The organism is Pseudokineococcus sp. 5B2Z-1 (genome assembly GCF_037482305.1).
Taxonomy (GTDB): domain Bacteria; phylum Actinomycetota; class Actinomycetes; order Actinomycetales; family Quadrisphaeraceae; genus Pseudokineococcus.
This window is the reverse complement of record NZ_JBBHZG010000002.1, coordinates 848,777-866,596: the sequence shown is the minus strand read 5'-3', so window position 1 is coordinate 866,596 and position 17,820 is coordinate 848,777. Positions and strand designations below refer to the sequence as shown.

The following is a 17,820-nucleotide window of genomic DNA, read 5'->3' as shown; positions in this document are numbered from 1 at the left end:
TCAGCTCCTGGATCGGGTCGGCGGGGCGGTGGCGGGCTCCCCGGCGGTGGTCGGCGTCCCCGGGCCCGAGGCCCGCGGTGGTGGGGCCGGCGGGGGCGGGGCCGGCGGCTGCGGTGGTCCGGGAGGTGCGCCGCCGCCGAGGGTACGCGCGAGGCCGTCGACCTCCGCGGCCAGCCCGGCGTCCTCCCCGCGCGCGAGCCCGCCCACCTCGGTGCGCAGGCCGCCGCCCGCGGCGGGGCCGCCGGTGACGCGGACGAACACGCGGCGCCGCGGGGTGAAGAGCGAGGCGACGAGCCCGAGCATGGCCAGCACGGAGAACACGAGGGCGGGCAGGCGGCCCGGGTCGTGCCGCACCGTGAGCCCGGCGAAGCGCGGCAGCGGGTCCCCGGCGCCGGACTCGGCCGCGACGTCGTCGGCCGCCGCCGCGTCGGGCGGGTAGCCGAAGCGCAGCGTGCCCAGGCCGGAGGGGAGCTCGACGGCGTCGCCGGGGCGCAGCGCCACCGACCAGGGGGCGCCGTCGCCCGTCTCGAGCTGCTCCATCGAGCGGGTGTCGAGCTCGTAGACGTTGACGGGCAGGCCGTCGTTGACGGCGCCGAGGTCGCCGCGGTACCCCGTGAGCAGCAGCAGCGGGTCGCGCGCGTCGGGGAAGACCGACCGCGGCCCGAGCCCACCGCTGATGTCGGCCGTCGGCAGGAAGGCGCCGGTGAACCCGAGCTGGTCCGGCTGCGCGCCCAGCACCTTGACGACGCCGGTGGAGCTGTAGAAGGCGTCCTGCGCCAGGAAGGGCGTCGGCTCGGAGTACACGAGCCGACCGTCGGCGTCGGTCACCGAGATGACGGGCGCGTAGCCGTTGCCCGCCAGGTACACCTCGGCGCCGGCGGCGTGCAGCGGCTCGTTGACGCGGATGACGTCCTCGCGCGGCTCCTCCCCCGGGGCGAGGACGTCGACCTGCGCCTCGAAGTCGCGCGGCTGGCCGAGCTGGCCGCCGGTCGTCTCCTCGAACTCGACGTCGAGGCCCTGCAGCCCGACGGCAAAGGGCGGCAGGTCGTCGTCGGAGACCCAGGCACCCGGGTCGAAGGTGTCGTAGCGGGCGACCGTGTTGGAGAAGCCCTGGCCCACCGGCACGACCACCTGGGCGCGGTAGCTGAGCAGGCTCGAGGCGGCGAGCGCCAGCAGCAGCCCGACGAGCGAGAGGTGGAAGACGAGGTTGCCGGTCTCGCGCAGGTGGCCCTTCTCGGCGGCCACCGATCCCGTCGCCGAGCCCGGGGCGTCGGGGCGCACGTCGACGCGGTAGCGGCGCCGCCGCAGCTCGCGGGCCGCCGCGGCCAGCGGCTCGGTGCCCTCGGCGCCACCGGCGCCGTCGACGACCCGGTGCTCGGGCAGCCGCTCGAGGCGCGAGGGCGTGCGCGGCGGCGTCGAGCGCCACGCCGTCCACTGCTGGCGGCTGCGGGGCAGCACGCAGCCGACGAGCGAGACGAACAGGAGCAGGTAGACGGCGGAGAACCACGGCGAGGCGTAGACGTCGAAGAAGCCCAGCCGGTCGAGCCACGGGGCGAGCGCCGGGTGCTCGTCGCGGAAGGTGACGACGGCTGCCGGGTCGACGTCCTGCTGCGGCACGACGGAGCCCGGCACGGCCCCGACCGCGAGGAGCAGCAGCAGGAGCAGGGCGGTGCGCATGCTCGTGAGCTGGCGCCACACGAACCGCGCCGTCCCCACGGCGCCGAGGCGGGGCTGCACGGGGGCGCCGCGGTCGGGCGAGCGGCTCACAGCAGCGCCCACTCGGAGAAGCGCGCGCCGACGGCGCTCGTCCACTGCGTCCAGACGCCGGTGACGAGGAGCAGGCCGACGACGACGAGGAGCGCCCCGCCGGCGCGCGAGAGGGCGACGCGGTGGCGCCGCAGCACCTCCAGCCCGCGGGCGCCGCGGCTGGCCGCGAGCGCGACGAGCACGAAGGGCACGCCGAGGCCGAGGCAGTAGGCGACCGCGAGGACGACGCTGCGCGCCCCGGAGCCCGACACGAAGGCGAGCGAGGTGATGGCCGCCAGCGTGGGCCCCATGCACGGGGTCCACCCGAGGCCGAAGACGACGCCGAGGAGCGGCGCGCCCGCCAGGCCGGGGCGGGGACGGCGGCGCACGGCCACCTCCCGCCGCAGCCCGGGCAGCACGCCGGCGAAGGACAGGCCGAGCAGGACGACGACGACGCCGAGCACGCGCGCCACCTCGTCGCCCCACTGCTGCAGCAGCCCGCCGAGGACGCCCGCGGTGAAGCCGACGACGACGAAGACGGCGCTGAAGCCGAGGACGAACAGCAGCGCCCCGAGCAGCACCCGCGCGCGACGCTGCCGCTCGAGGGCCACGCCGGTGAGGCCGGTGACGTAGCCGAGGTAGCCCGGCACGAGCGGGAGCACGCAGGGGGAGGCGAAGGAGACCAGCCCGGCGAGGGCGGCCACGGGGACGGCGAGCAGCACGGGGCCGGAGAAGGCCACCGCACCGAAGGTGTCCGGGGCGCTCACAGCGAGCAGGGGGACGGGCAGGGCGCTCACGCCCGTGCCGGGGCGGGGCTCACGCCGCCTCCGCCGCCGCGTCGTCGATGACGGTCCGCAGCGTGGACGGGTCCACGGGGCCCAGGAACCGCGCGGCGACGCGGCCCTGCGGGTCGAGGACGAGCGTCGTCGGGGTGGCCGACGGCGGCAGCTGGCCGCGCAGCGCGAGGACGCCCTCGCCGTCGCGGTCGAGCAGCGAGGGGTAGGTGATGCCGAACTGCTCCTCGAAGGCGATGCCCTGGGCGGCCCCGTCGCTCGTGTTGAGGCCGAGGAAGCGCACGCCCTCGTCGGCCGTCTCGGCGGAGACCTTCGCGAGGTCGGGCGCCTCGAGGCGGCAGGGGCCGCAGGCGGCGAACCACGTGTTGAGGACCACGGGGGCGCCGCGCCAGTCCGCGACGTCGACCGCCTCGCCCTGCAGCGTCGTGCCCGCGAGCTCGACCGGCTCGCCGCGCTCGTCCGGCGCGAGCTGGACGAGGCTGCCGTCGCCCGCCACGTAGCCCTGGTCGACGACGGACGGCTGGGCGTCGCTCGTCGTGCACCCCGCGAGACCGGCCGCGCCGACGAGCGCGGCGGCCGCGAGGGCGCCCCGGGCCGCGCGCCCCGCGCGCGCCCGGCTGCCCGTGCTGGCCTGTGCTCCCACAGCCTCCAGGGTTCCACACCGAGCCTGGCAGGAGGCTGGGAGCCGGACGCGGCCCGTGGACCGGTGGTGGAGCCCCGCTCAGGCCCCCGGGACGGGGTTCGCCCCCGGCAGCAGGTCGGCGGCCGGCTCGCGGTAGGTGACGCCCTCGAGGCGGTGGCCCACGAAGTGCAGCGACGTCAGGCTCGCCAGCGAGCACTCGCGGCGGCGGGGGTCGTGGACGTAGCGACGCCCCTCGACGGACAGCCGGGTGACCCAGATGGGCAGCTGGTGGCTGACGAGGAGCGCGTGGCGGCCCTCCGCGCGCACCCGGGCCTCGTCGGCGGCGGCCCGCATGCGGGCGGCCTGCTCGACGTACGGCTCGCCCCAGCTGGGCGTGAACGGGTTGCGCAGCTTCCACCAGTGCTCGGGCCGGCGCAGGGCGCCGTCCCCCACGCCCACGGTGAGGCCCTGGAACTGGTTGCCGGCCTCGACGAGCCGCTCGTCGACGCCGACCTCGAGGCCGAGGGCGTCCGCCGAGGCGCGCGCCGTCTCCTGGGCCCGCTCCAGCGGCGAGGCGACGACGAGGGCGACGTCGTGGCCCGCGTCGACGAGGTGCTCGGCGACCCGCTGCGCCATCGCCCGCCCGCGCTCGGACAGGTGGTAGCCCGGCAGCCGTCCGTAGAGCACGCCCTCGGGGTTGTGGACCTCGCCGTGGCGCAGGAGGTGCACCACCGTCCGCACCGACGGGTCGGGCAGGCGGGCGGGGTCGCGGGGCCCGGGAGAGGACGCGGAGGANTCCACCTGCCGCCGAGCGCGTTCGAGGCGTGGTTCGTCTCCGCCGCGCTCGACGACGAGGCGGTCGGCCGCGTCCTCGAGGCCCTGCCGCGCGCGGCGCAGGCGGCGGCGCGGTCCCAGAGCAGCGTCGCCGGCCAGACCGGCACCTGATCCGTCGGAGCGCGGGCGCTCGACGACCGACGAGCGACCTGTTCGTCGGAGGTGACCGTGCACGGTCACCTCCGACGAACAGGTCGCTCGTCGGTCGTCGAGCGCCCGCGCTCCGACGGATCAGGTGCCGGTCTGGCCGGCGACGCTGCTCTGGGACCGCGCCGCCGCCTGCGCCGCGCGCGGCAGGGCCTCGAGGACGCGGCCGACCGCCTCGTCGTCGAGCGCGGCGGAGACGAACCACGCCTCGAACGCGCTCGGCGGCAGGTGGACGCCGGAGGCGAGCATCGACTGGAAGAAGGCCGCGTAGGCCTGCACGTCCTGGCTGCGGGCGCCCGCGTAGTCGTGGACGACGTCGGGGCCGAAGAAGACGGTGAACATCGACCCGGCGTTCGAGACGGTGTGCGGCACACCGGCGTCGGCCAGGGCCGCGGACGCCGCGGACGACAGGCGCTCCGCCGTCGCGTCGAGGTGGGCGTAGACCTCGGGCGTGCAGCGCTGCAGGGTGGCGAGCCCGGCCGCCGTCGCCACGGGGTTCCCGGACAGCGTGCCCGCCTGGTAGACGGGGCCGTTCGGGGCGAGCTGGGCCATGACGTCGGCGCGGCCGCCGAAGGCCGCGGCCGGGAAGCCGCCGCCCATGACCTTGCCGAAGGTCATGAGGTCCGGGGCGCCGGCGTGCACGCCCTCGGCGCCGTCGGCCCCCTCCCCCGCTCCCTGGGGGCCCTCGAGCCCGTACCAGCCCGCCGCGGTGAGGCGGAAGCCCGTCATCACCTCGTCGCTGACGAGCAGGGCGCCGTGCTCGCGCGTGAGCCGGCGCATGAGCGCGGTGAAGCCGGGGCGCGGCGGGACGACGCCCATGTTGCCGGCAGCGGCCTCGGTGACGAGGGCGGCGACGCGGTCGCCGTGCTCGGCGAAGACGGCCTCGAGCGCCTCCGGGTCGTTGTAGGGCACGACGAGCGTGTCGGCGGTGGTCGCGCCGGTGACGCCCGGGGTGTCGGGCAGCGCGAAGGTCGCGAGGCCCGAGCCCGCCGAGGCCAGCAGCGCGTCGACGTGGCCGTGGTAGTGGCCGGCGAACTTCACGACGAGCGGCCGCCCGGTCGCGCCGCGCGCCAGCCGGACGGCGCTCATGACGGCCTCGGTGCCCGAGCTGACCAGCCGCACCTGCTCCACGGGCTCGACGCGCCGCACGATCTCCTCGGCGAGCTCGACCTCGCGCGGGGTGGGCGTGCCGTAGGAGAAGCCCTGCGACGCCGCCGCGGTGACGGCCTCGAGGACCTCCGGGTGGGCGTGCCCGAGGATCATCGGCCCCCAGGAGCAGACGAGGTCGACGTACTCGCGGCCGTCGGCGTCCACGAGGTAGGGCCCGTGGGCCGACGTCATGAAGCGCGGCGTCCCGCCGACGGCGCCGAAGGCGCGCACGGGCGAGTTGACGCCGCCGGGGGTGACGGCGCGGGCCCGGGCGAAGAGCTCCTCGGACGCCGGGGCCTCGAAGGGGTAGGGCGTCCGGGGGCGGTCCGTCGCGGGGACGTCGGGCGGCGTCGCGGCAGTGCTCATGCCGCCATCCTGCCGCCCGCCGCGCCCGGCAGCCCGAGGGGGACGGCGCAGGCCGCCTCACCCGCGGAGGTTCGCCGCCACCTTCTCCAGCGCGCTGCCCAGCGCGTCGACCTCGGCGGGCTCGAGGAGGTCGAAGAGCGCGGCCCGGACGCTCGCGACGTGCGCGGGCGCGTGCCGCTCGAGGGCCGCCCGCCCCTCGTCGGTGACGACGCACAGGACGCCGCGACCGTCGTCGGGGCAGGCACGCCGCTCGACGAGCCCGCGCGCCTCCATGCGCCCCACCGTGTGCGTGAGGCGGCTGCGGGAGTGCACGAGGGCGTGCGCGAGCTCGGACATCCGCAGGGACCCGCCGGGCGTCTCCGACAGGCGCACGAGGACCTCGTACTCCTGCAGGGGCACGTCCCCGTCGGCGTCGAGGACGGCGCCCAGGTGCTCCCAGAGCCGCTGCGTCCCCTCGAGGTAGCTGCGCCAGACCCGCTGCTCGTGCTCGTCGAGCCAGGGCGCGCCCCCGGGCCGGCCGTCCCGCGCCGGTCCCCCGTCGACGTCGGCAGCTGCAGACATGGGCGGACCCTACTGCGCGTGCGCGCCCGCCACGGTCCGTCCGGCCCGTCGGCCACCCGGTCGGCGGCCCTCCGGACGCCGTCCGCCCGGTCGGCGGCCGCTCAGCCCTCGCGCAGCCAGCGGGCGGCCTCGACGGCCCAGTAGGTGAGGACGGCGTCGGCGCCGGCGCGCTGCACCGACGCCAGCGTCTCGAGGATCGTCCGCTCGCGGTCCAGCCACCCGCGCGCGGCCGCGGCCTCGACCATCGCCAGCTCGCCGGAGACCTGGTAGGCCCACACCGGCACGTCGACCGCCTGCGCGACGTCGGACAGGACGTCGAGGTAGGGCAGCGCCGGCTTCACCATGACGACGTCGGCGCCCTCCTCGACGTCGAGGCGCACCTCCCGCAGCGCCTCGCGGCGGTTGGCCGAGTCCTGCTGATAGGCGCGCCGGTCCCCGACGAGCGTGGACTCGACGGCCTCGCGGAAGGGCCCGTAGAAGGCCGAGGCGTACTTCGCCGCGTAGGCGAGGAGCACGACGTCGTCGCGGCCCGCCTCGTCGAGGGCGGCGCGCACGACGCCGACCTGGCCGTCCATCATCCCCGAGAGCCCGAGCACGGTGGCCCCCGCGTCGGCCTGGGCCAGCGCCATGGAGACGTAGCGGGCGAGCGTGGCGTCGTTGTCGACCGTCCCGGCGCGGGGCCCGTCGGGGACGAGGACGCCGCAGTGGCCGTGGTCGGTGAACTCGTCGAGGCACAGGTCGGCCATGACGACCGTCCGGTTCCCCACCGCCTCCGCCAGGTCGCGCAGCCCGAGGTTGAGGATCCCGTCCGGGTCGTCGGCGCCGCTGCCCCGCGCGTCCCGCTCGGCCGGGACGCCGAAGAGCATGAGCCCGCCGACGCCCGCCTCGACGGCCTCGTGGGCGGCGTCGACGAGCGAGGCCCGCGAGTGCTGGACGACGCCGGGCAGGCTCGTCACCTCGCGCGGGGCGTCGAGGCCCTCCTTGACGAACATCGGCAGGACGAGCTGCGAGGGGTGCAGGCGCTGCTCGCGCACGAGCGCGCGCAGGGCGGGGGTGGCGCGCAGGCGGCGCGGGCGCTCGATGGGGAAGGGCACGGCGGGTCCTCTCGGGCGGGCCCGCCGGCGCCTGGCCGGGCGGGCCCTCGGGCGCGTCGGCCGGCCCTCCCCGCAGGGGCGGGCCGGCCGACGGCGGTGGGTGGGTCAGCGCGCCCGTCGGCGCGCCGGGACGCGGCGCTCGCTCGGGCGCTGGAGCGGCTCGCCGGCCTCGGCGGCCGCCGCGGCGAGCGCCGCGCCGTGGTCGGCGAGCGCCGCCACGAGCGAGGCCGCGCTGGGCTCGGGCGCCAGCACGTCGACGCGCAGCCCGTGCTCGACGGCCGTCTGCGCCGTCGCCGGGCCGATGCACGCCACGACGGTGCTCGGGTTCGGCTTGCCGGCGATCCCGACGAGGTTGCGGACCGTGGAGGACGACGTGAAGACGACGGCGTCGAAGGCGCCGTTCTTGATGGCGTCCCGCACGTCGGCGGCCGGCGGCGCGGCCCGGACGGTGCGGTAGGCCGTGACGTCGTCCACCTCCCAGCCGAGCTCGGTGAGCCCCGCGACGAGGGTGTCCGTGGCGATGTCGGCGCGCGGGAGCAGGACCCGGTTGATCGGGTCCAGCACGTCGTCGTAGGCCGGCCAGTCGGCGAGCAGCCCCTTGGCGGACTCCTCGCCCGTGGGCACGAGGTCGGGCTCGATGCCCCAGTCGCGCAGGGCCTGCGCCGTCACGCCGCCGACCGCGGCCACCTTGAGCCCCGCGAAGGCGCGGGCGTCGAGCCCGTACTCGGCGAACTTCTCGCGGACGGCCCGCACCGCGTTGGCGGACGTGAAGCCGATCCACTCGTAGCGGCCGGTGACGAGGCCGGTGACGGCCTTCTCCATCTGGTGCGGGGTCCGCGGCGGCTCCACGGAGATCGTCGGGACGACCTCGCCGGTGGCGCCCGCCTCGGCGAGCAGGGCGCTCATGCCCCCCGCCTGCGCCTGCGTGCGCGGCACCAGCACGCGCCAGCCGAAGAGCGGCCGGTTCTCGTACCAGGAGGTGCGCTCGCGCAGCGCGACGCCGGGGCCGGTGACGGCCACGAGCGGGCTCGGCCAGGCGTCCTCCCCGCTGCTCTCGAGGAGGCCGGGCAGCTCGGCGAGCGAGGCCGTGGCGGTGCGCTGGGACGTCGTCGTGCCGCCGGAGGTGACGGCGACGGGCGACGAGGCGCTGCGCCCCGCCGCGACGAGGGCCCGCGCGGCGGCCGCGAGGCCCTCGCGCCCGCCGAGGAGCACGACGGTCTCCTTGGCCGCGGCGAGGCCCGCCGCGTCCGGGGGCTCGGTCGTCGTGTCGACGACGTGCACCCGGTCGACGCCCGCCGTCGTGACGGGCACGCCCGCGTAGACGGGGACGGCGACGGCGGGTGAGACCCCGGGCACGACCTCGAAGGGCACCGACGCGCGGTGGCACGCCAGCAGCTCCTCCGCCAGCCCCTCGAACGTCGCCGCGTCGCCCGGCAGCACGCGCACGACGCGGCGCCCGGCCCGCGCGGCGCGCGTGATGAGCCGGGTGGTGGCCCGCGCCCGCGCCGACGGCGTCGGGTCGCTGGCCTCCTGGACCGCCCGGGCGTCGAGCACCTCGGCGCCGCCGGGCGAGAGCCGGCCGACGAGCGCGGCGCCGACCGGGCCGTCGACCACGACGACCTCGGCCCGGTCCACCAGCTCGGCGGCGCGGACGGTGAGGAGCCCCGGGTCGCCCGGGCCGGCGCCCACGAAGGACACCGAGCCCAGGGGGGCGGCGGGGCGGCGGCGGGAGCCCGCGCTGGCGGCGGGGGCCTCCCCCGCGCGGGGGGAGGCCGGGCCGGCGTCGGGCAGGGCGCCGTCGGGCAGGGCGCCGTCGGGCAGGGCCGTGCCGTCGACGGGAGCGGTGGTGTCCACCCCGCCCGCGGCGGGGCGCTCGTCGAGCTGGAGGTCGGTGCGCGCGGTCACGCTTCACTCTCCTGGGAGCTGGCCGGCCGCCGGTGGGCGGACGGACCGGTCGGTGCGGTCACGGGGGACGTCCGGGCGTCCTCGGACGGCTGCGCCCCGGGCGTCGGCCCCGCGCCGGGCGCGGGGCGGTCCGAGGACGGGGAGCCGGCGGGGGGCAGGGCCGGGGACGGCGCCGGGGTCGACGCGGTGGGGTCCGGGACGTCGGGCCGGGGGCTCGACGGGGAGCCCGCGGACGGGGTCGAGGAGGGGGACGCGGCGCCCGGCCCGGTGGGGTCGGCGCCGGGCAGGGGCAGCTGCTCGTCGCGCGGGCCCGCGCCGGGGGCGGCGGGGCCGACGTCGGCGAGGTCGGCCGCCCCCTGCGCCAGGAGGTCGGCCGCGAGGCGGCGCCCCAGGCCGACGGGGTCGGCGTCGTCGCCGCGGGCGGAGCAGCGCAGCACCCGCGAGCCGTCGTGCGAGGCCGCGACGGCGGTCAGCACCATCTCGCCCCCGCCCTCGCCGCCGTCGGTCCGCGCGAGCGCCCCGACGGGGGCGCTGCAGCCGGCCTCGAGGGCGCCGAGGAGGGCGCGCTCGGCCGTGGTGGCCGACCGGGCCAGCGGGTCGTCGAGCGCCGCGCAGGCCAGCGCCGTCGCCTCGTCGTCGGCGCGGCACTCGAGCGCCAGGGCCCCCTGCGCGGGGGCGGGCAGCACCTGCTCGACGTCGAGGACGTCGGTGACCTCGCCGGAGCGGCCCAGGCGGGCGAGCCCGGCCGCCGCGAGGACGACGGCGTCGAGGCGCCCGGAGGTGACCATGCCGACGCGGGTGTCCACGTTGCCGCGGACGTCGACGACGTCGAGCCCGAGCCCGAGGGCCCGCAGCTGCGCGGCCCGGCGCGGCGACCCGGTGCCCACCCGCGCGCCGGGCGGGAGGTCGGCGAGACCCGCTCCCCCGGAGGCCACGAGGACGTCGCGCGGGTCCTCGCGCGGGGGGACCGCCGCGAGGACGAGCCCGTCGGCGGGGGCGGTGGGCAGGTCCTTCATCGAGTGCACGGCGAGGTCGACGCGGCCCTCGAGCAGGGCCTCGCGCAGGGCGGTGACGAACACGCCGGTGCCGCCGATCTGGCGCAGCGGGGCGCGGTCGACGTCGCCGCGCGTGGTGACCTCGACGAGGACGACCTCGCGCCCGCTCGTCTCCCGCAGCCGCTCGGCGACCATCTCGGACTGCGCGCGCGCCAGGGCGCTGCGGCGGGTCCCCAGGCGCAGCGGGGTCGCGCCGACGGCCGGCGCCGCGACGGCGCTCACCGCGGGCCCCCGTCGTCGTGGCCCGCCGCGGGGTCCGGGAGGCCCGGGAGGTGGCTCGGCACGGCCCGAGGCGCGCCGGCGAGCAGCGCGCGCAGGGCGTCCGCCCCCGCGCGCTCGGGCGCCGCCTCGGCGCGCGCCTCCGGGACCGCGCGCAGCGCCTGCGCCGCGGCGCCCGGCTCGCGGGTGCCGGCGGCGTCGAGGTCGAAGAGCTCGCGCACCGCCTCGACGTAGGCGGGGCCGCTCGAGGCGTCGGCCGCCAGGTGCTTCATGCGGACGGTCGGCGTGTGGAGGAGCGTGGAGACGACGCGGTGGAGGGTCTGGGCGACCTCGGCGCCCACGCGCTCGTCCATCGCCGGGCCGAGGCGGTGGCGCAGCCGCGCGAGCTCGGCGTCCGCGACCTCGCGCGCCTGGGTGCGCAGGGCCACCACGGTGGGGGCCACGGCGGCGGCGCGGCGCTCGGCGAGGTAGGACGACGCCTCCTCGGCGACGATGGCCCGCGCGTCGCGCAGGTCGGCGGCGACGCCGGTGCCCGCGCCGTCGGCCTCGGCGGCCAGCTGGGCGCCGAGCTCGGCGAGGCCGAGGACGACCACGCCGGGCAGGCGGCCCACCTCGGGCGCCACGTCGCGGGGCAGGGCCAGGTCTACGACGAGCTGGGGCGCGGCGGCGCCGGAGCAGCCCGGGGCGCCGCCGCCGCGGACGGCGCGCGCGGCGCCGACCGTCGCGGCGTCGACGACGTGCCCGACGGCGCCGGTGCAGGACAGCACGACGTCGGCCTCGGCGAGGGCGCGCTCGAGGGCGCCCTCCTCGCCGAGCGCGCCCCAGCTCCCGCCGACCGCCTCGGCGAGGCGCTGGGCGCGCGCCCGCGTGCGGTTGAGCACGGTGATGTCGCGGGCGCCGAGCCGGTGGGCCGTCGTCGCCGCGAGCGCGCTCATGGCGCCGGCGCCGACGACGAGCACTCTCGCTCCGGCCAGCGGCCCGACGACCTCGTCGGCGTGCGCGAGGCCCGCCTCCACGAGGGAGTGCCCGGCGTGGTCGAGGCCCGTCTCGGAGTGGGCGCGCTTACCGACCCGCAGGGCGCGCTGCAGCAGCCCGTCGAGGGCGGTGCCGACGCTGCCGTCCTCCTGCCCGCGGCGCAGCGCCGAGCGCACCTGCCCGAGCACCTGCGACTCCCCCACGGCCATGGAGTCGAGGCCGCAGACGACGGTGAAGAGGTGCTCGACGGCCCGGTCCGCGTAGTGCACGTAGAGGTGGTCGGTGAGCTCGACGAGCGGCACGCCGGTGGCCTCGACGAGCGCCGCGCCCACCTGAGCGAGCCCGCCGTGGAACGTGGCGACCTCGCTGTAGACCTCGAGCCGGTTGCACGTCGAGAGCACGACGGCCTCGGCGACGTCTTCCGCCCCGCACGCGCGGACGGCGAGGGCGCGGGCGGCGCCCGCGTCGAGGGTCGCGCGCTCGAGGACGGCGAGGGGCGCGGTGCGGTGGGACAGGCCCACGACGAGGGCGGTCACCGGGCCGCCCCCACCCGGCGGCGCGCGGACCGGGCGACGGCGCGCGCGCCCCCGCCCGACGGCGCGGCGGCGCGGACGGCGTCGGCCGCCTTGCGCTGCTCGTGGAACGCCAGGATCTGCAGCTCGCTGGCCAGGTCGACCTTGCGCACGTCCACTCCCTCGGGCACCGACAGCACGGCCGGCGCGAACGTCAGGACCCCGGTCACGCCGGCGGCGACGAGCTCGTCGCAGGCGCCCTGGGCGGCGGCCGCCGGGGTGGCGAGGACGCCGATGACGACCCCCTCGGCCCGCACCACGGCGGCGAGCTCGGACATCGGGCGGACCACGAGGCCCGCCACCTCGCGGCCGACGACGGCGGGGTCGGCGTCGAAGAGGGCCGCCACGCCCATGCCGCGCTCGGCGAAGCCGCCGTAGCTGGCGAGCGCCCGCCCGAGGTTGCCGAGGCCCACGATGACGACGCGCCACGCCTGGGTCAGGCCGAGCTCGCGCGAGATGTGCGCCACGAGGGGGCTGACCTCGTAGCCGACGCCGCGGACGCCGTAGGAGCCCAGGTGGCTGAGGTCCTTGCGCAGCTTGGCCGACCCGACACCCGCCGCGGCCGCGAGCTCCTCGGAGGAGACGGTGGGGACGCCGCGCTCGACGAGGGCCGTGAGCGCCCGGAGGTAGACGGGCAGCCGGCCGACGGTCGCCTCGGGGATGCCGCGCTCGGAGATGAGCCGCGCGGCCGCGGGGCCCGGGTCGCCGGCCGGCCCGGTCGCCACCAGCGGGTCGCCCACCGGGCGCGCGGGGCCCGCGGCGCGCTCGGGCGCGCGGCCCGGGGGGCGCCCGGTGTCGTGTCGGGAGGTGCTCACGGCGTCGGCCGGCTCCTTCGCGTGCGACGGCGGTGGGTGCGCGCGCGGGGGCCAGGGCGCTGCGAACTGCCTCCAGCGTAGGCGCTTGTGAAGGCGCGCACAAAGTCGAGCGGACCGCACCCGCGGCCGGAGCGGGCCCTCAGGCGGGCGGTCGGCGCAGGGCCGCCTCGAGGCGACCCGCGTCCACGTGGTAGACGGCGTGCTGGACGCCGTCGACGACGACGACCGGGACGAGCTCGCCGTAGCGCTCGGCGAGGGCGCCGGGGCGCCCGCCGGGCTCGTCGGCCGGCTCGGGCGCGTCGACGTCGACCTCCCGCACGCCGGCGCCGACGCGGCCGGCGACGGCCGTGACGACGGCGCGGGCGTCCGCGCACAGGTGGCAGCCGGCCCGGCCGTAGAGGACGACCCGCTCCTCGCCGGGGCCGAGCGCACCGGGACCGGGCGCACCTAGACCGGGCGCACCAGGGCCGGTCGGGGCCTCCTCGCGTCCGCGGCGCCCGCCGAGGGCGCGCAGGAGCCCTCGCGCACTCCCCCGCGACGCCCGCCGGCTCACCGCCACACCGACCGCCGGTGCAGCAGGAGCTCGTGCAGGCTCGCCTGGATGGTCTCGCGCACCTGGTCGGCGAGGTCGAGGACGGCGGCGGGGTCGTCGGCCGTGGCGGGCGGCGCGAGGTCGGTCCGCACGGGCTCGCCGAGCTCGACGACCCAGCGGCTCGGCAGCGGCACGAGCCCGAGGGGCCCGAGCAGGGGGAAGAAGGGCGTCACCGGCACGTAGGGCAGGCCGAGGAGGCGGGCGAGCGGTGCGACGTCGCCGATCTTCGGGTAGACCTCCTCGGCTCCGACGATGGCGCACGGCACGATCGGCACGCCGGCGCGCAGCGCCGAGGCCACGAAGCCCCCGCGGCCGAAGCGCTGCAGGCGGTAGCGGTCGCGGAAGTGCTTGCCGACGCCCTTGTAGCCCTCGGGCCAGACCCCGACGAGCTCGCCGGCCCGGAGCAGCCGCTCGGCGTCGTCGGGCGAGGCCAGCGTGATGCCGGCGCGGCGCGCCAGGTCGCCGAGCACGGGCGCGGCGAGCACGAGGTCGGCGGCGAGGACGCGCAGGTGGCGCCCGCCCGGTGCGTCGTCGTGGACGGCGACCATCGTCATGAGGGCGTCGATGCCCACCGTCCCCGAGTGGTTGGCCACGAGGAGGGCGCCGCCGCGCCGCGGCAGGTGCTCGGCGCCGCGCAGCTCGACCCGGAACCACCGCCGGTGCAGCGGCCGCAGGAGGTCCAGCAGGACGGCCTCGGTGAGCTCGCGGTCGAAGCCGAGCTCGTCGACCTCGTAGTCCCCGGTGACGCGGCGCGCGAGGACGTCGGTGGCGCGGCGGGCCCGCCGGCCGAGGTCGGCCGCGGGGCCCCGTGCCGCGCGAGCGGCGTCCCGAGCGGCCCGCACCGCGGCCCGGGCGGCCTCGAGGGCGGCGTCCCGGGCGGACGACGCCGGGTCGGCGCGTCCCTCCCCCGTCGCGGCGCCGCCCCCTTCGCCGGAGCTCCCCGGCGCGGGCCCGGCCGTGGACCCGGACGGGCGCCCGGGCCGTCGCAGCGGCACGACGACGCCGTCCTCCCGCGCCGCTCCCCCGCCGCTCACGTCCGCCTCCGCACCGCTCGCCCGTCCTGCTGCCCGCCCGACCTGCTGCCCGCCCGACCGGTCGCTTGGTCGCCCGCCCGGTCCAGTGTGCCGCCGGTCGGGGTGCGCCGGGAGGCCCCGCGAGCCCCGCCGGCGCTCACGGCGCCACGAGGCCGCGCAGCCGCTGCCACGCCCCGGCCGCCGTCCCCGCGACGGCGCGGCGCACGTCGGGCGAGAGCGGGCCGACGAGGCCGCGGCCCCGCGCCAGGTCCTCGACGGCGGCCCGGCTCGACCACCGCGGCTCGAGGCCGAGCTCCTCGCGCATGCGGCGCAGGTCGACCACGCGGCCGGAGCGCAGGACGCGGTCGGCGTCGCCCCACGGCGCCGCGACGGCACGGCCGACGAGGGCCCGGGCGCTGGCCCCCAGGGCGGCCGCCGGCACGGGCAGCAGCGGGCGCCCGCAGAGGGCCGCCGCCTGCGAGAGGGCGAGCACCCCGTCGCCCGCCACGTTGACGACCCCGTCGGCGCGGCCCCGGGCGGCGAGCAGCAGCGCGGCGACGGCGTCGTCGGCGTGCAGCACCTGCAGGCGGGGGTCGTGGCCCCACAGGCAGGGCACGGCGGGCAGCTCGAGCCAGTCGCCGAGGGGCGTGCGCAGCCCGGGGCCGACGACCTCGGCGAGGCGCAGGACGAGGACGGCGACGTCCTCGCGGCGGCGGGCGAGCGCCCGCACGGCCGCCTCGGCCTCGGCGGCGGCCCGCTCGGCCCCGCCGGCGGGCGTCGCCAGCTCCGAGCCCTCGGTGCGGACCGACGGCGCCCGCGGGCTCGCGCCGTAGACCCCCGTCGAGCTCGCGAGCACGAGCCGCCGGACGGCCGGGCAGCGCTGCACGGCGGAGGCGACGTCGAGCGACGCCGGCGGCCCGGCGTCGCGCCCCGGCCGGGCCCCGGCGAGGGACCCGCCGGGCAGGAGGGTGGCGTCGACGACGACCCGCACGCCCTCGGCCGCGAGCACGCGCGCCAGCGAGGGGCCCCGCAGGTCGACCCGCAACCGGCGCGCGGCGCCGAGGTCCTCGGCCGGCGTGCGCGGGTCCAGGGCCAGGACGAGCGGCGGCTCCGGACGTCCGCCCTGGCCGACCCCCTCCTCGGCCCCCTCCTCGCCCGCGGCCAGACGGCGGGCGAGCGCGGCGGCCAGCGGGTGGGCCGCGCCGACGACGGCGACGACGTCGCGGCCCGGTGCCGGGCCCGCGCCGGGGCCCTCCGTCACGACGACGTCCCGTGCAGCAGGTCGCCCCGGGACGCACGACGCCCGCCACCGCGGGGCGGGGCGGGCGTCGTGGGGCGGTCGGTGCCGGCGCGGGGCGCGCGGGACCGGCCGCCGGTGCTCATGTGCTCAGCGGTCCTGCTGGGTCACTTCTTGTTGCGGCGCTGGTGGCGCGTCTTGCGGAGGAGCTTGCGGTGCTTCTTCTTCGCCATCCGCTTGCGGCGCTTCTTGATGACCGAACCCATGGGGCCTGCCTGTCGTCTCGGGTGCTGCGACCGCGTCCGGTGCGAGCCGACGTGGTCCTGGTCCGGGGGTGAGCCTACCGGGGCGCTCAGGCGCCGTCGGCTCGCCGCTGCTCGGCGGCCGCGGGGGGCGCGGTGCGCGCCGCGGCGAGGAAGGCCGACGCGGCGCCCTCGGGCACGCGGTAGGAGCGCCCGACGCGCACGGCGGGGAGCTCGCCGGAGTGCACGAGGCGGTAGACGGTCATGCGCGAGACGCGCAGCGCCTCGGCCACCTCGGCGACCGTGAGCAGGCGCCCGTCGGTGAGCCCGCCGCCCGCGGCGCCCGTGCCGGGGCCGCCGCTCCCGGCGTCCCCGCCGGCCGCGTCCGCCGCTGCTCGCCCGTCCGTCGGCACGCCGGCCCCCTCGTCCTGGTGGCGGCCCAGCGGCCGCCGCGTCGGGCGCTGCGGCCCCTCGGGGCAGACCCTAGGGGAACCCGGGCCTCCGCGTCCCCGCCCTCGCCCGGCCGGACCACGGTCCCCCGGCGCCCGGTCTCCGTCGAACCACTGGTCTCAGTCGAACCAGGGGTCGAGGCCCTGCGCGGGGAAGACGGCGCTGCGGGTGGCGAGCACGGCGCGGTCGACGGCGTCCTCGGGGTCGTGGCCGCTGGACCAGGGGCGGTACCAGGGCGGGCGGTCGCCCTCCGGCTCGCCGGGCCCGGCGTCGCCCATGAGCAGCGGCGCCTCGCGGCGGTAGGTGCGGCGCACGTGGTCGCGCCACGGCTCGGGCACCGGCGTCGACGGGCGGATGGGCGCGTGCGCCGCGACGGCGACGACGTGGGACCAGGTGCGCGGGACGACGTCGACGACGGCGTACCCGCCGCCGCCCGTGGCGAGCCACCGGCCGTCGCAGACCTCGTGCGCCAGCTCGTGGAGGCTGTCCGCGGCGGCGCGCTGGGCGTCGACGGAGACGGCGAGGTCGGCCAGCGGGTCGAGCTGGTGGCTGTCGCAGCCGTGCTGGGTGACGAGCACGTCGGGCTCGAAGGCCCGCACCAGCGGGTGCGCCACGGCGTGCAGCGCCCGCAGCCAGGCGGCGTCCCGCGTGCCGGGCGGCAGCGCGACGTTGGCCGCGGAGCCCTCGGCGCCCGGCCCGCCGACCTCGTCGGGGAAGCCGGTGCCGGGGAAGAGGGTCCGGCCGCTCTGGTGGAGGGAGACGGTGAGGACGCGCGGGTCGTCCCAGAAGGCGGCCTGGACGCCGTCGCCGTGGTGGACGTCGACGTCGACGTAGGCGACCCGCCGGGCGCCGGCGTCGAGCAGGCGGCGGATCGCGGCGGCGACGTCGTTGTAGACGCAGAAGCCGCTGGCGCGCCCGGCCATGGCGTGGTGGAGCCCGCCGGTGAAGTTGACGGCGTGGGCGGCGTCGCCGCGCCAGACCTCCTCGGCGCACTCGACGCTGGCCGCGAGGATGCGCGCGCTCGCCTCGTGCATGCCGGCGAAGGCCGGGTCGTCCTCGGTGCCGAGGCCGCGCTCGACGTCGACGCGCCGGGGGTCCTCCGAGACGCGGCGCACGGCCTCGACGTACTCGGGCAGGTGGACGGTGTGCAGGAGGGCGTCGTCGGCGACGCCGGAGCCGCGCACGTCGAGCCCCGGGCGGTCGAGCACGCCGAGCTCGCGCAGCAGGCGCACCGTCAGCTCCAGGCGCATCGGGCTCATCGGGTGGTCCGGGCCGAAGTCGTACGCCGTGAAGACCGGGTCCCACACGACCCGGGTGCTGCTGGTCATGCCGCGACGCTAGCGTCCCCCCTGCGCCGCCCGGTCGGGCGCGCAGGCCGGCGCCCCCGCCGGGCCGCCCCGCCGGGGGGCGCCGGGGCCCGGCGGACCGGGAG

Annotated in this window: 16 protein-coding genes and 2 pseudogenes; 1 reads left to right on the top strand and 17 read right to left on the bottom strand. The window is 79.0% G+C overall.

The window, feature by feature from the left end; all coding sequences use genetic code 11:
- The 4 genes from resB to WDV85_RS08085 form a co-directional block, all read right to left on the bottom strand.
- Nucleotides 1–1,767 (bottom strand): cytochrome c biogenesis protein ResB, encoded by a 1,767-nt coding sequence (gene resB / locus WDV85_RS08100; RefSeq protein ID WP_339570148.1) that lies wholly within the window; start codon nucleotides 1,765–1,767, stop codon nucleotides 1–3.
- Entirely contained in the window at nucleotides 1,764–2,513 is a 750-nt protein-coding gene (locus WDV85_RS08095; RefSeq protein WP_339570147.1) for a cytochrome c biogenesis CcdA family protein, read from the bottom strand. The genes resB and WDV85_RS08095 overlap by 4 nt, the downstream gene beginning before the upstream one ends.
- A 49-nt stretch (nucleotides 2,514–2,562) precedes the next feature.
- Complete coding sequence (locus WDV85_RS08090) at nucleotides 2,563–3,183, bottom strand: TlpA family protein disulfide reductase (RefSeq protein ID WP_339570146.1); 621 nt, start codon at nucleotides 3,181–3,183, stop codon at nucleotides 2,563–2,565.
- Between the two features lie 78 nt (nucleotides 3,184–3,261).
- Nucleotides 3,262–3,918, bottom strand: coding sequence for a histidine phosphatase family protein (locus WDV85_RS08085; protein ID WP_445263265.1), 657 nt, complete (start codon nucleotides 3,916–3,918; stop codon nucleotides 3,262–3,264).
- 36 nt (nucleotides 3,919–3,954) lie between these two features.
- On the opposite strand from WDV85_RS08085, the pseudogene WDV85_RS17120 reads away from it, so the two are divergent.
- Nucleotides 3,955–4,107 (top strand): annotated as a pseudogene (locus WDV85_RS17120) (glutamate-1-semialdehyde 2,1-aminomutase); the annotation flags it as partial.
- 120 nt (nucleotides 4,108–4,227) lie between these two features.
- On the opposite strand, the gene hemL reads toward WDV85_RS17120, so the two are convergent.
- The 13 genes and pseudogenes from hemL to WDV85_RS08020 form a co-directional block, all read right to left on the bottom strand.
- Nucleotides 4,228–5,658 carry a glutamate-1-semialdehyde 2,1-aminomutase gene (gene hemL, locus WDV85_RS08080; RefSeq protein ID WP_339570144.1) on the bottom strand — a complete coding sequence of 477 codons (1,431 nt, stop codon included), beginning with the start codon at nucleotides 5,656–5,658 and terminating at the stop codon, nucleotides 4,228–4,230.
- A 57-nt stretch (nucleotides 5,659–5,715) separates the two neighbouring features.
- Complete coding sequence (locus WDV85_RS08075; RefSeq protein WP_339570143.1) at nucleotides 5,716–6,219, bottom strand: MarR family winged helix-turn-helix transcriptional regulator; 504 nt, start codon at nucleotides 6,217–6,219, stop codon at nucleotides 5,716–5,718.
- 101 nt (nucleotides 6,220–6,320) lie between these two features.
- Nucleotides 6,321–7,313, bottom strand: coding sequence for a porphobilinogen synthase (hemB, locus tag WDV85_RS08070; RefSeq protein ID WP_339570142.1), 993 nt, complete (start codon nucleotides 7,311–7,313; stop codon nucleotides 6,321–6,323).
- A 105-nt stretch (nucleotides 7,314–7,418) separates the two neighbouring features.
- The gene (locus tag WDV85_RS08065; RefSeq protein ID WP_363326069.1) at nucleotides 7,419–9,011 is read right to left on the bottom strand and encodes a bifunctional uroporphyrinogen-III C-methyltransferase/uroporphyrinogen-III synthase; all 1,593 of its coding nucleotides are present in this window, start codon (nucleotides 9,009–9,011) and stop codon (nucleotides 7,419–7,421) included.
- Between the two features lie 548 nt (nucleotides 9,012–9,559).
- A pseudogene (gene hemC, locus WDV85_RS08060) lies at nucleotides 9,560–10,495 on the bottom strand (hydroxymethylbilane synthase); the annotation flags it as partial.
- A complete protein-coding gene (locus WDV85_RS08055) occupies nucleotides 10,492–12,003 on the bottom strand; it encodes a glutamyl-tRNA reductase (protein ID WP_339570139.1) in 1,512 nt (503 codons plus the stop codon). The pseudogene hemC and the gene WDV85_RS08055, both read right to left, overlap by 4 nt.
- Nucleotides 12,000–12,764, bottom strand: a complete 765-nt coding sequence (locus WDV85_RS08050; RefSeq protein WP_445263264.1) for a redox-sensing transcriptional repressor Rex — start codon at nucleotides 12,762–12,764, stop codon at nucleotides 12,000–12,002. The genes WDV85_RS08055 and WDV85_RS08050 overlap by 4 nt, the downstream gene beginning before the upstream one ends.
- Before the next feature lie 229 nt (nucleotides 12,765–12,993).
- Nucleotides 12,994–13,407: a glutaredoxin family protein gene (locus tag WDV85_RS08045; RefSeq protein ID WP_339570137.1), complete on the bottom strand. Its 414-nt coding sequence runs from the start codon at nucleotides 13,405–13,407 to the stop codon at nucleotides 12,994–12,996.
- On the bottom strand, nucleotides 13,404–14,480 hold the full coding sequence (locus tag WDV85_RS08040) for a lysophospholipid acyltransferase family protein (protein WP_339570136.1): 1,077 nt from the start codon (nucleotides 14,478–14,480) through the stop codon (nucleotides 13,404–13,406). The genes WDV85_RS08045 and WDV85_RS08040 overlap by 4 nt, the downstream gene beginning before the upstream one ends.
- Before the next feature lie 136 nt (nucleotides 14,481–14,616).
- Nucleotides 14,617–15,720, bottom strand: coding sequence for an NAD-dependent epimerase/dehydratase family protein (locus WDV85_RS08035; protein WP_339570135.1), 1,104 nt, complete (start codon nucleotides 15,718–15,720; stop codon nucleotides 14,617–14,619).
- 143 nt (nucleotides 15,721–15,863) lie between these two features.
- Complete coding sequence (locus tag WDV85_RS08030) at nucleotides 15,864–15,962, bottom strand: 30S ribosomal protein bS22 (protein WP_003792170.1); 99 nt, start codon at nucleotides 15,960–15,962, stop codon at nucleotides 15,864–15,866.
- Nucleotides 15,963–16,048: 86 nt separating this feature from the next.
- Entirely contained in the window at nucleotides 16,049–16,249 is a 201-nt protein-coding gene (locus tag WDV85_RS08025; protein ID WP_212770999.1) for a helix-turn-helix domain-containing protein, read from the bottom strand.
- 258 nt (nucleotides 16,250–16,507) lie between these two features.
- Nucleotides 16,508–17,716: an acetoin utilization protein AcuC gene (locus tag WDV85_RS08020; RefSeq protein ID WP_171203654.1), complete on the bottom strand. Its 1,209-nt coding sequence runs from the start codon at nucleotides 17,714–17,716 to the stop codon at nucleotides 16,508–16,510.
- Nucleotides 17,717–17,820 lie beyond the last annotated feature (104 nt).